11 protein-coding genes and 5 tRNA genes are annotated in these 12,475 nt (G+C 29.1%); all 16 read left to right on the forward strand.

The window, feature by feature from the left end; translation table 11 throughout:
- The first annotated feature begins 416 nt into the window (after positions 1-416).
- The 16 genes from LEBU_RS10340 to LEBU_RS10415 all read left to right on the forward strand — a co-directional run bounded on the left by LEBU_RS10340 (position 417) and on the right by LEBU_RS10415 (position 12,375).
- Positions 417-1,181 (forward strand): site-2 protease family protein, encoded by a 765-nt coding sequence (locus LEBU_RS10340; protein WP_041760663.1) that lies wholly within the window; start codon positions 417-419, stop codon positions 1,179-1,181.
- Between the two features lie 205 nt (positions 1,182-1,386).
- Positions 1,387-2,268 (forward strand): hypothetical protein, encoded by an 882-nt coding sequence (locus LEBU_RS10345; RefSeq protein WP_015770277.1) that lies wholly within the window; start codon positions 1,387-1,389, stop codon positions 2,266-2,268.
- A 54-nt stretch (positions 2,269-2,322) separates the two neighbouring features.
- On the forward strand, positions 2,323-3,504 hold the full coding sequence (locus tag LEBU_RS10350; protein ID WP_015770278.1) for a hypothetical protein: 1,182 nt from the start codon (positions 2,323-2,325) through the stop codon (positions 3,502-3,504).
- A 130-nt stretch (positions 3,505-3,634) separates the two neighbouring features.
- Positions 3,635-4,114, forward strand: coding sequence for a hypothetical protein (locus LEBU_RS10355; protein ID WP_015770279.1), 480 nt, complete (start codon positions 3,635-3,637; stop codon positions 4,112-4,114).
- 106 nt (positions 4,115-4,220) lie between these two features.
- Positions 4,221-4,811, forward strand: a complete 591-nt coding sequence (locus tag LEBU_RS10360) for an IMPACT family protein (protein ID WP_015770280.1) — start codon at positions 4,221-4,223, stop codon at positions 4,809-4,811.
- 123 nt (positions 4,812-4,934) lie between these two features.
- Positions 4,935-5,009, forward strand: a tRNA-Glu gene (locus LEBU_RS10365).
- Positions 5,010-5,053: 44 nt separating this feature from the next.
- Positions 5,054-5,129, forward strand: a tRNA-Val gene (locus LEBU_RS10370).
- Positions 5,130-5,133: 4 nt separating this feature from the next.
- Positions 5,134-5,210, forward strand: a tRNA-Asp gene (locus LEBU_RS10375).
- A 6-nt stretch (positions 5,211-5,216) separates the two neighbouring features.
- Positions 5,217-5,292 (forward strand) — tRNA-Thr (locus LEBU_RS10380).
- Between the two features lie 23 nt (positions 5,293-5,315).
- Positions 5,316-5,400: transfer RNA gene (locus tag LEBU_RS10385), tRNA-Tyr, on the forward strand.
- Between the two features lie 67 nt (positions 5,401-5,467).
- Positions 5,468-5,827 carry a YbaB/EbfC family nucleoid-associated protein gene (locus LEBU_RS10390; RefSeq protein ID WP_015770281.1) on the forward strand — a complete coding sequence of 120 codons (360 nt, stop codon included), beginning with the start codon at positions 5,468-5,470 and terminating at the stop codon, positions 5,825-5,827.
- Between the two features lie 672 nt (positions 5,828-6,499).
- The gene (locus tag LEBU_RS10395) at positions 6,500-7,669 is read left to right on the forward strand and encodes an MFS transporter (protein WP_015770282.1); all 1,170 of its coding nucleotides are present in this window, start codon (positions 6,500-6,502) and stop codon (positions 7,667-7,669) included.
- Positions 7,670-7,817: 148 nt separating this feature from the next.
- The gene (locus LEBU_RS10400; protein ID WP_015770283.1) at positions 7,818-9,536 is read left to right on the forward strand and encodes a phospho-sugar mutase; all 1,719 of its coding nucleotides are present in this window, start codon (positions 7,818-7,820) and stop codon (positions 9,534-9,536) included.
- A gap of 137 nt (positions 9,537-9,673) precedes the next feature.
- Positions 9,674-10,984: a radical SAM family heme chaperone HemW gene (hemW, locus tag LEBU_RS10405; RefSeq protein WP_015770284.1), complete on the forward strand. Its 1,311-nt coding sequence runs from the start codon at positions 9,674-9,676 to the stop codon at positions 10,982-10,984.
- 156 nt (positions 10,985-11,140) lie between these two features.
- Positions 11,141-11,824: a YggS family pyridoxal phosphate-dependent enzyme gene (locus LEBU_RS10410; RefSeq protein ID WP_015770285.1), complete on the forward strand. Its 684-nt coding sequence runs from the start codon at positions 11,141-11,143 to the stop codon at positions 11,822-11,824.
- An 11-nt stretch (positions 11,825-11,835) separates the two neighbouring features.
- A complete protein-coding gene (locus LEBU_RS10415) occupies positions 11,836-12,375 on the forward strand; it encodes a cell division protein SepF (RefSeq protein ID WP_015770286.1) in 540 nt (179 codons plus the stop codon).
- The last annotated feature ends 100 nt before the right edge of the window (positions 12,376-12,475 follow it).

Here is a 12,475-nt window from a genome sequence, read left to right on the forward strand (position 1 = left end):
TTATTAGTTTTTTTTCGCAGGATTGCTCATTGCCGCAAATCCTGCACCTATGGCTAGACTACGACTTTTATTTGCCCAACTCCGAAACTCCTCCTTGCAGTCGTCAAACAGTCGTAGTTAAACAAATAAAAGCTCCGTCGGTTTATTAAAACAAAAAAAATTATATTTTAATTATTTTGAAATACTAAGTTTTTATCCTTTGTTGGAAAAGTTTATAATAAATTCGTTATTTAAATGGGGTTTAGTATTAAATATTTTACTCTATCAAATTTTTAAAATATTTTGTTATTTTTAGGGAAATTTGGTATAATTGATTTAAATCACAAATAAATTGGGGGTGATGAATTTGAGAGGTAAAGGAATAATAGGAAAGAAAAAATAAACAATTAAGAATTTATTTTGAGAAAGGAAATTTTGTGAAAAGAATAAAAGAATATTATAATAGGTTTAAAATTATGAATCCTCAGTATTCTGGAATAAAACTGGGGATTATTGCAGCAATTATTATTTATTTTGTTGCAAAAATTTTTTTTGTTGTGGAAATTTCAAGCAGTATGATAATTTCACTTGCTGTGTTTGTGGTGTCAATGACATTTCACGAAGTGGCACATGGCTATGTAGCTTATAAATTCGGCGATGATACTGCAAAAAGGGCAGGAAGGATTACATTAAATCCTTTGAAGCATTTGGATTTGACAGGAATAATTCTGCCGATTTTAATACTTTTAAGCGGCTTTAAATTTTTAGTGGGATGGGCAAAGCCTGTTCCAGTGAATTTTGATAATTTGAATCCTCCAAGACGTGGTCTATTTTGCGTTGCGATTGCAGGAATAGTTGTAAATTTCATTATTTCTGCAATTTCACTTGTTTTATTAAAAGTTATGGGAAAATATTTGGATGTTGAAAATGTATTTATGACAATTTTTCTATATGCCTATTTAATAAATTTATTGCTTGGATTGTTTAATTTGATACCAATAACGCCTTTAGATGGAGGAAGGATAATTTATTCTTTTTCTGGAAAAAAAGTTATGGAATTTTATAATAAAATTGAAAAGTATGGAATTTTAATTATATTTGCGATTGTTTATCTGGGAAGTACGGTTTTGGCACAGGGATTTTTGACAATTGCAGATTTTTTTCTTAAATTGGCTGGAATAAATATTGCTCTAACTTTCTAAACTTGCCAAAATAAACTTAAAACTTAATTTATTTAGTTTTTATGAGAAAAATTTGAGTAAATTTTAAAGTAATTAAAATAATTAAGAATATTTGCCAAAAAGGTTTTTAAAAATCAAAAATATAGGATATAATATAGTGTTAAATTAAATTTAACATCGAGTGTCACAGGAAATATTTTTACAAAATTTTAAGGATGTGGTAAAGATGAAAAGACTATTTTTGATTTTAGGAATATTTTTGGCAATAAATTTTGAAATATCCGCATTTACACAAAAGGAAAAAATCCAGCAAACATTGTCCAAACTTGGAGTAAAACAGGAATTGATAAATGAAACAATATCCCTTAGTTATGAAATTCGAGATACCCGGTATTTTGAAGATGATGAAAAAATTATTCGGGAGAGAGTGAAAAAGCTGGAAAACTTACTTCAGAAAGATGAAAGAAATTATATAGCGGCACAGGCTTTGGTTACAATTTTTGAAACAAAAATAAGTGGAAATTATAAAAAATATTTAGACTTATTTGAAAAATATACGCCATATGAATATGAAAAAACTTTTTCAAAGATGATGTACGCCTTAGATAATAACGACATTGGAACTTTTGAAAAATATATGGACGAAATTTCAAAAAAATATAAAGATCCAATTATAATAACGCTTTCAAAACTTTTTGTTGCAAAAGATCTAAGTGAGAAACAGCTTCTTACAGGAAAAGTTCTAGAATTACTAAAAAATGAAAACGATAGAAAAAGAGTGGGAGTTTCTGATGAAGAATATTATTTTATGAAACTGACTTATTATTTGAATAAAATACACAATCTCTTTAATAAAGGAGAAATAAAGCAAGCAGTTAAAGAATATTTAGATAATATTACAGATGACAGCGTAAGTGAGGAAGTAAGAAATTACAATCTTCGTGCTGAAGTGGTACTATATTATAATGTTGTAATAATGAATGAACAAATTTCTGAAGAATTTTTGAAAATATCAAATGGAGTAAAATTGGAAGATAGCTGGATTGGGAAAAAAATTCAAAGTGAAACAGAAAAAGATAAGGATTTTTTGTCAAAAATGGTAAATTAAAGTTTTAATTTTAATGAAAAAATGTAGTTATATTTATTTATTGTGGGAGGAATTATGAAAAGAGTTTTTATATCATTGTCATTACCATTCTTTTTAACTCTAAGTTACGAATTATCAGCGTATACACGAGCAGAATTAACTCAAGATAAACTTTCCAAAATTGGTATAAAACAGGAAGTTATTGATGAAACAATAAAATTTCAATATGATGTGAAAGATGAGAAGAATTTTTTTACGGAAGATGGAGAAGAAAATGAAAATTTTACAAAATTGAAGGAAATTTTTCAAAAAGATGAAAGAAATGATATCTTAGGAACAATTCTTGCTTCCGCATATATGATAGGAGAAAAAAAGGATTTTAAAAAAGCAAGGGAATATATGGATAAAATTACACCATATTGGTCAAAATTTGATAAATTGTCAAATGAATGGACTTATTATAAACTAAAAGGAGATGAAAAAGGCACAAAAAAATATTATAATTTATTGAAAAAAAATTATAAGGGAACAGTTATTCTTGATTTAATTGATACCTTAGATAACAATCTGGACATAGTTCTGTTTATTGATAAACTGGGAGAATTTTTAATTGATGAGGGCAATGAAAGTTTGGATACTAATAACAATCATGCAAATGATTTACCAAACGGTTATTCCTATGACGATAAAAAAGGTATTATCAAGAATGATGAAAATAATAAAGAAGAACCTGTAGAGGAAGAAGAAGAAAATGAAGATGAAATGCAAAAGTATTCAGAAAGTGTAAAAGAAATTCTGGATAATGGAAAAAACACGTTAAAAGAACAGAAAGATGAAATTGATAAATATCAACGAATAATTGATTATTTTAAAATAGGTAAAAATCAAAAGGAATTTGGAGTACCTGATGATTATGTGAGAGGCTACCAATTAAAAATTGCTGAAGCAAAAATAACAAAAAATATGATGAATTATGGTATTGAAAGTGCACTGAAGTATTATCTGGAAAATGTTTCAACAAAAGATGTAACTTATGAAGACGTGTATTTTAATGAAGAAGCAGAACTTGCAATTTATTTATCAATTGCTCAAATGCTGGCAGTTGCAGATGAAAATATTGTAAATAAATACAGAAAAGATTTTGAAAATACAAGAGTAATTAAGCTACTGGATAGAATTATGGAAAATGATAAAAAGAAAGAGAAGGAAAAAGAAAAATCTGAAAAATCTCAAAATAAAAATCATATAAAAAGCTAATTCTTGCTGTGTAAAAATCAAAATTAAAAATGAAATATGAAGTTTAAGTGAAATAAAAGGATATTCAATAGCATAATTTAGAATTTTGAGTTATTATAAAACAGTAAAATAAAAAGGAGAATTGGTAAAAATGAAAAAAAGTAAAAAAATAATTGGAATCGCATTACTTCTAATGAGTATAAGCTATATCGGAAATGCAAAAACAGTTAATAAAACTGGGAAAAATCAAAATGTGAAAAAAACAGACACTACAAAAAGAAATGCAAAAGAATTAAACAGTCAGGAATATGCACAAGTTTTGAGCAATTTTCAGAAAAAAGCTGAAAAATATTTGGAAACAGGAGACAAAATCAAACTTGTTGATGATTATATAAATGATATTGAAAATGCAAAAGTTTCCGAAAAAGCATTGGAAGATAATAAAAAAGCTGATATGGAAGTATTTGGTATGGTTGAAGTAGCAATATTTATGAAAAGTATGTATTCCGATGGAGCAGAAGCTAAAAAGTTAACAGATGCAGATTATGAAAGAATACAAAAGAAATTCGCAAGTACAAATAAATTTAAACAGTTAGAAGGATATGTACAAATACAGCCAATAACTCAATAAAAACAGAAACTCAGATAAACTTAATTGTAAAAATAGTTGTCTGAGTTTTATTTTTATGGTAACATAATAATATCATTTTAAATTATAAAATGAAAGGAGGATAAGCTTGAAAACTGTAAAAAAGGAAACAATAATTGAATTTGAAGAAAAAAAATCGAAATTTATCGGATATATTAAGCCAGTTTCAACAGTAATTGAAGCTGAAAAGTTTATTGATTCAATAAAAAAAATGCATCCAAATGCAACTCACAATGTTCCGCTTTATAGAGTGGTAGAAAATGGGCAAGAGTATTTTAAGTATAATGACGACGGAGAACCAAGTAACACAGCAGGAAAACCAATGGCCGAAATACTTAATATTCTGGATGTGTATAACGTGGCAGTAGTCGCTACAAGATATTTTGGCGGAATAAAACTGGGAGCAGGTGGACTTATAAGAAATTACGCTAAAACAGCAAAGTTAGCTGTTAATGAAGCGGAGATTGTGGAATATGTGGAAAAATCAATTTTCATTTTAGACTATGACTACGAATATACTTCAGAGATAGAGACATTTTTAAGTGCAAATATGGGTAAATTTGGTATAGAGATATTGGAAAAAAATTATTCCAGCAGAGTTACTATGAAAATATCAGCAAATGATGAAATTGAAAATGAACTGAATGGATTGCAGAAAATAATTGTAATAAAAATGTAAAAAATAATAAATTTTAGAGAGAAATTAAAAAAAATTTATAAAAAGGTGTTGACAAATAAAATTAAATATGATATTATATCTCTTGTCTGTGAGTAATAGGAAAACAGATAAGGGAATGAATGTGCGGCCTTCGTCTAGTGGTTAGGACCTCGGGTTTTCATCCCGGTAACAGGGGTTCGATCCCCCTAGGCCGTACCAATTTAAAAATTGAATATTATAATGTTAAATGGTGATTGTTTTATGGTCGCATAGCTCAGTTGGGAGAGCACCTGCCTTACAAGCAGGGGGTCATTGGTTCGAGCCCAATTGTGACCACCATTATGGAGGTGTAGCTCAGTTGGTTAGAGTGCTTGCCTGTCACGCAAGATGTCGCGAGTTCGAGTCTCGTCACTTCCGCCATTTAATGCCGCTTTAGCTCATCTGGTAGAGCAACTGACTTGTAATCAGTAGGTGGTTGGTTCGAGTCCGACAAGCGGCACCACTATTTAAAATTTAGAATGTTGTGGAGAGGTTCCCGAGTGGCCAAAGGGATCAGACTGTAAATCTGCCGGCTCAGCCTTCGAAGGTTCGAATCCTTCTCTCTCCACCATTTTTTTTTATAAAAAATAAAATTTGTTATAAATAATAAATCATAATTCGTAGGAGGAATTATAACTATGGTTAGAAAAATAAAAGGAGCAGGAAACAAATCTGGTGGAAATCAACAAGATATAATCAAACAGGCTCAAGTAATGCAACAAGAAATGCTAAAAATCCAAGAAGGATTAAAAGATAAATTTGTAGAAACATCTGTTGCTGGTGGAGGAATTACTGTAAAAGCAAACGGACAGAAAAAAATTGTAGATTTATCAATTTCATTAGATGTATTAAAAGATGCAATTGAAGAAAATGATGCAACAATAGTTTCTGACTTGATTGTAAATGCAGTAAACGAAATTTTGGATAAAGCTGAAGAAATGGCTGAAAAGGAAATGGAAGTAGTTACTGGTGGAGTAAGTATTCCAGGATTATTTTAAAAATTAAAATTTTAAATAAATATTTTTATAAAAACCAGAGTAATATCTGGTTTTTTGTTTTTTCATAATTAATTTTATACTAATACTAAACTCCATTTGAATAACGAATTTATTACAAACTTTTCCAACAAAAGATAAAAATCTAGTATTTCAAAATAATTAAAATATAATTTTTTTTGTTTTAATAAACCGACGGAGCTTTTATTTGTTCAGCTACGACTGTTTGACGACTATAAGGAGGAGTTTCGGAGTTGGGCAAATAAAAGTCGTAGTCTAGCCATAGGTGCAGGATTTGCGGCAATGAGCAATCCTGCAAAAAAAAAGAAAGAAACTAATATTAGGCTGTGTCTGAAAACTCAAAATCTATGTTATTTTTAATATTTTTTTGATTTTATAAATTATACAAATCACGATAAAATCAGTGTTTATTATTTTTGATTTTGGAAAAATTTGTTAAAAATTCATCATTTGGAGAGTTTTCAGACACGCCCTAAATAAAATAATCTAATACTAAAGCCCATTATAAAATAGAAACTATGTTAAGAACAAAAAGTTTTAATTCCTTATTAACTAAAAATAGTATGTAATTCAAAATTTATTAAATATTTGCTATTTAAAGGGGAAATAGTATTAGAATTAACAAAATATCTAAAAGAAAAGGAGATAGAAAAAATGAAAAAAAATATAAATAGGATGATAATATTGATGTTTTTGTGTATTATTGTTTATAATTTAGGACATCCTGCGACACCTGCACTAATTGAACTGAGAGGATGGAAGAAAAGTATTTCGGGGGAATTGCTGGCGTTTATGAGTACGGCTATGTTTATTTCTTCGCCTTATTTGGGGGCTTTGGCGGATAGAGTTGGGATGAAGAGGATATTTGTGTTTATGCCATTTTGTTATGGGATGTCGCAGCTTATATTTGGATTTGAGACTAATTTGCCACTTATATTTTTGGCAAGGATGATTTCGGGATTTGCTTCGGGAGGAACGTTTGCTGTGGCATTTGGATATGTGAGTCAGCTTTCTGAAAAAGAAGAAAAGGCAAAAAATATTGCTAAAGTAAGTTCTGCGACTGTAATTGGCGGAGCGATTGGGCAGAAAATAGGGGGATATGTCGCAACTGCTATGAATGATCCACGATTTTCTTTTGCATTGCAGTTTATTGGTGGGAGTATTGTTTCGATAATTATTTTGCTGATTATGAAAGAAATTGTGAAAAAAGATAGTAATTCAGAGGAAGAAAAAAGTAAAAAGGATTTGAATCCGTTTGCAACTTTTAGATATATTAAGGAATTAGATGGATATTCCAAGTTTTTTTGTCTTATAATTTTACTTTCAGGAATAGGAATTTATTCTTATGGAAGTGCTTTAAACTATTTTTTCAAATTTTATGAAAAAGTGTCTTCTGATACGATTGGAACATTTGTTATGTGTTCGTCATTGCTTGCTTTTTTTGGAACTGCATTTTTATTGGGGAAATTATTAAAAAAATTTAAAGAAAAAAGTATTTATAAATTTTTGATTTTTACTGGAATAATACTAATGTCAGTGATTTTGTTTAGAGTTAAGTTTGGTGTAACTCCGTATATTCTTATGGCTGTTTATACGATGACTTACGAAATTGTGCGTTCGCTTGGAAATACAATTATTGCTCAAAGATATAAAGAAAATCAGGGAAAAATACTGGGAGTGGCATCTGCGGTAGGTTCACTTGGAACTGCGATTGGTTCACTGCTTTCTGGACATTTATTGAATTTTAATCCATTTTTTCCATTTGTTGTGAATATTATTGTAATGTCTTTTGTATTAATTTTAATTTTAGTAAAAAAATTGTAATTTTTTTCATTTAGGCACTTGTTAAATCAAATAAATGTGGTAAAATTAATATTGGATAGAAAAATTTGCTATTTGTAATTTAATTATCTAAAAAATAGGTTTTTTGCAAATTAAATTGTTTAATAATAAAATTTTTAGGAGGAATACTATGGACTACATGAAAAAATATGAATATTGGCTAAATTCAGAAGCAGTTGATGAAAAAGACAAAGAAGAATTAAGAAGTCTTGCCGGAAATGAAAAAGAAATCGAAGACAGATTTTTTAAAGATTTGAGTTTTGGAACAGGTGGAATTAGAGGGGTTCGTGGAATCGGTACAAACAGAATTAATAAATATGTTATTAGAAAAGTTACACAAGGTCTTGCAAATTATATGTTAAAATTTGATGCTGATAAAGCTAAAAAACAAGGAATTATAATTGCACACGACTGTAGAATAGGTTCTAGGGAATATACTTTAAATGCTGCCAGAGTTATGGCTGCTAATGGAATTAAAGCATATATCTATAAAAGTTTGCGTTCTACTCCGGAATTATCATTTGGGGTAAGATATAAAGGAACTATGGCTGGAATTGTTGTAACTGCGTCACATAATCCTGTTGAATATAATGGATACAAAGTTTATTGGGATGACGGAGCACAAGTTGTAGACCCTCACGCACCTTCAATCGTTGATGAAGTTAATAAAATCAAAACTCTTGAAGAAATCAACGTTATTTCAGAAGAAGAAGGAAAAGAAAAAGGCTTAATTATCGAATTGGACGGACAAATTGACGATGATTATATAGCAGCGATTAAAAAACAAACTTTAAAAACAGATATTCCAGGAAAAGAAGATTTCAAAATAGTTTATACTCCACTTCACGGAACTGGAGGAAGACCTGCGAAACGAATTTTATCAGACTTTGGTTACAGTTTTGAAGTTGTAAAAGAACAAATTGAACCAGACGGTAATTTCCCAACTGTAGTTTATGCAAACCCTGAAGAAAAAGCGGCATTCAAACTTGGTGTAAAATTGGCTGATGAAATCGGAGCAAAATTAGTTATGGCAAATGACCCGGATGCAGATAGAATCGGTATTGCTGTAAAAGATGATAAAAATGAATGGTATTATCCAAATGGAAACCAAGTTGGACTACTATTGTTACAATATCTATTAAATAATAAGACAGATATTCCTGCAAACGCAAAAGTTATCACAACAGTTGTTTCTACACCAATGATTGACGTTGTTGCACCTTCTAAAGGCGTTGAAGTAATGAAGACATTGACTGGATTTAAATATATTGGAGAAAAAATTAGACAATTTGAAAATAAAGAATTGGACGGAACGTATTTATTTGGATTTGAAGAAAGCTATGGATACTTGATTGGAACTCATGCAAGAGATAAAGATGCGCTGGTAACTTCAATGGTAATTGCTGAAATGGCTACTTACTATGATTCAATTGGAAGTTCAATTTATGAAGAATTGCAAAAATTATACAAAGAATTTGGATATTACTTGGAAGGAATAAAATCTGTAACTCTTAAAGGAAAAGATGGAATTGAACAAATGGCAGCTCTTATGGCTAACTTGAGAGAAAATATAAAAGACGAACTACTTGGTAAAAAGATAAAAATTAAACGTGATTTCTTCTCACATAAAGAATACAACTTGGAAAAAGGAACTGAAGCTGAAATAAAATTGCCAAAAGAAAATGTTTTACAATTTGTTCTGGAAGACAATACATATATTACAGCACGTCCATCTGGAACAGAGCCAAAAATTAAATTCTACTTTAGTGTAAATGCAGATTCAGATGAAAATGTAAAAGCAAAACTTGATAAAACAATGAAAGAATTTTCAGAATTCTTAGGATTATAATTTTTTAAAAGAGATCAGAAGATTTTTTCTGGTCTTTTTTGTTTTATAAATTAAAAAAATAAGTTTACTGAATAATTAAAGATAAATTTTTAAAATAAAATGAATATAATAAAAATTTTAGAGAGATCTTGTGAAAAATGACAAAAATAAAAGAGAAAAATATTGATGCGATATATATTCACATTCCGTTTTGTGATAAAAAGTGTGAATATTGCGATTTCTGCACATTTGTCCGAATGGAGAAAGAATACAGGAAATATATTGACTATTTAATCAGGGAAATAAGGATGTATCCAAAGTTTACGTATGATACGATTTATTTTGGTGGAGGAACACCTTCAGTATTGCCTGTAGAAATGATACGGGAAATAATGCAGGAATTAGAATGGACTGAAAATACTGAAATTACTTTGGAATTGAATCCAACGGATATGACTTTGGAAAAGTTGAAGGAAATTCGGGAAATTGGGATAAATCGTTTGAGTATTGGAATACAGAGTTTTCAGAATCACGTGCTGAAATTTATTGGGAGGCAACATAGTTCAGATGATGCAGTAAATGTGTACAGAATGGCTAGAGAAGCTGGATTTGAGAATATAACCGTGGATTTGATGTTTGGAATTCCTAATCAAAGTATTGAAGATTTACAGCGGGATTTAAACATTTTGAAGGAATTAAAGCCTGAGAATGTTTCGATTTATTCGCTTATTTGGGAAGAAGGGACAGTTTTCTGGAGTAAATTGCAAAAGGGGATTCTGTCGGAAATTGATCAGGATGTGGAAGCTCAGATGTATGAGATGATTATTGAATTTTTTAATGAAAATGGATACTGTCATTACGAAATATCGAATTTTGCACGAATTGATGAAAATTTGTGGAAAAATCAAATATCTGAAAATATAGAAGATTTTGAGATGATTAAGAAAAGACAAAAAAATGGTGGAAGACATAATCTAAAATATTGGAGAAATAAAAAGTTTATTGGTGTTGGAATGAGTGCAACGGCTTATTATGGTGAGAACCGGCATAGCAATGTTCGGACATTTAATAAATATTATAAATTTTTAGATAATGGAAAATTACCTATTGATGAAAATACAGTAGAAATTGTTGATGAAATTGAAAGTGAAAAATTAAAGAGAATGCTGGGGTTAAGGTTGATTCAGGAGGGAATTGAGTATTTTGAGGATGAGAGAGTTGAAAAACTTATAGAAAATGGATTGCTAGAGAAATTTACCGCGAAAAAAATAAAAAAAATAAATTCTTTTACTGAAAATACTGGAAAAGTTGAAAAATTTATTCCCGCAAAAGAAAAAAAAATAAAAAATAAAGTTAAAAATAATGAATATTTTGATAAAAAAATAGTGGAAAATAGTTATGAAATAAGGCTTCGATTAACAAAAAGAGGAATGTTACTAGCAAATGATGTATTTGTTGAATTTATTTGAAAAAAAGGTTATAATAATGTAACTGTAGAAATATCATATTTATTAAAATGTCAAAAAGCATTTATAAATTGAATCGTAAAAAATTCAATCTCATAGAAATTTAATTATAAAAAATTTTAAAAAAATTAAAGCAGATTAAAGTAATAGGAGCAGAAAATGGAACTCAACAGTGTAAAAATTCATCAAAATTATGAAAAAATCTTGGAAAATGTGAAAAAATATTCACCATATCCAGAAAAAGTGAAAATTTTATTTGTAAGCAAATATTTAAATGTGGAAGAACATAAGGCTGTAATAGATATGGGCTATGATTATTTTGGTGAAAATCGAGCTCAGCTCTATCGAGACAAGTTAAATGAATTTTCAGATGAAAAATATAAAAATATCAAATGGGATTTTATTGGGCGATTACAGAAAAATAAAATTAAATACATAATAAATAGCGTAAATTTAGTACATTCAATAGATTCTTACCAGCTTTTAGAAGAAATAAATAAAAAAGCTATTGAAAATAATAAGACTATAAGCGGGTTAATACAAATTAACGTTTCAAGGGAAGAATCCAAAACAGGAGTTTATATTGAAGATTTTAAAAAGGATAGTGAAAAATATTTTTCAATGAGTAATGTAAAAATAGCTGGGTTTATGACAATGGCTCCATTTGATGCTAGTGAATACGAAATAGATAATTATTTTTCAAAAATGAGAGAATTAAAAGAAGAATACGAAAAAAAATATGATTATATTACTGAGCTTTCTATGGGAATGTCTAATGATTATATAGAAGCCTTGAAAAATGGTGCAACTATAATTAGAATAGGAAGCAAGTTATTTGAATAGGAGGTTATATTTTGGGACTTAAAAGAAAATTAATGGAATTTTTTGGCGATGATATAGAAGATGATGACGATGAATTATCTGAAGAATTGTCAAATGATGAAAAAAAAGAAGCAGCAACAGAACAACCGTCGCAAAATCAGCAGGCGAAAGTTCAGCATAAAACAACAACAAACAGAGTAGAGCAGGAAAAACAACCAGAAGAAAAAAAAGGCATTGGAAGTCTTTTTGGAGTAGGGAAAAAGGAGGAAAGTACAAAAATGGCGTCGTCAAAAGTGAGCTATGTTTCGATTATCAGACCAAAAGTTTTTGAAGATTCAAGATTAATTGCAGATGCAATAAAAGAAAACAAAGTTGTAACATTCAGTCTGGAATTTTTAGAATATGAAGTAGGGCAAAGAGTAATAGATTTTGTAAGTGGAGCAGCTTATGCAATGAATGCACATCTTTCAAAAGTTACAGACAAAGTTTTGACTTCAATTCCAGTTGGAATTGACTATGAAGACATTGATGCTTCATTAGGTGAAGAAACAACAGACAGTAATCTGTTATAATTATGAATATTAATTAAGTCAAGTTTTTGAATTTAGCTGCTTTTTATGGGGACTGTCTCATTGAAAGCAGTATTTTTTAAATAAAAAAATAAATTAAAGA

It is taken from the genome of Leptotrichia buccalis C-1013-b, assembly GCF_000023905.1.
Lineage (GTDB): Bacteria > Fusobacteriota > Fusobacteriia > Fusobacteriales > Leptotrichiaceae > Leptotrichia > Leptotrichia buccalis.

Bases quoted from the DNA above. Each gene is read 5' to 3' on its own strand.
- LEBU_RS10345 (WP_015770277.1), top strand. From the start codon at position 1,387: ATGAAAAGACTATTTTTGATTTTAGGAATATTTTTGGCAATAAATTTT.
- LEBU_RS10350 (WP_015770278.1), top strand. From the start codon at position 2,323: ATGAAAAGAGTTTTTATATCATTGTCATTACCATTCTTTTTAACTCTA.
- LEBU_RS10355 (WP_015770279.1), top strand. From the start codon at position 3,635: ATGAAAAAAAGTAAAAAAATAATTGGAATCGCATTACTTCTAATGAGT.
- LEBU_RS10390 (WP_015770281.1), top strand. From the start codon at position 5,468: ATGGTTAGAAAAATAAAAGGAGCAGGAAACAAATCTGGTGGAAATCAA.
- LEBU_RS10395 (WP_015770282.1), top strand. From the start codon at position 6,500: ATGAAAAAAAATATAAATAGGATGATAATATTGATGTTTTTGTGTATT.
- LEBU_RS10400 (WP_015770283.1), top strand. From the start codon at position 7,818: ATGGACTACATGAAAAAATATGAATATTGGCTAAATTCAGAAGCAGTT.
- hemW (WP_015770284.1), top strand. From the start codon at position 9,674: ATGACAAAAATAAAAGAGAAAAATATTGATGCGATATATATTCACATT.
- LEBU_RS10410 (WP_015770285.1), top strand. From the start codon at position 11,141: ATGGAACTCAACAGTGTAAAAATTCATCAAAATTATGAAAAAATCTTG.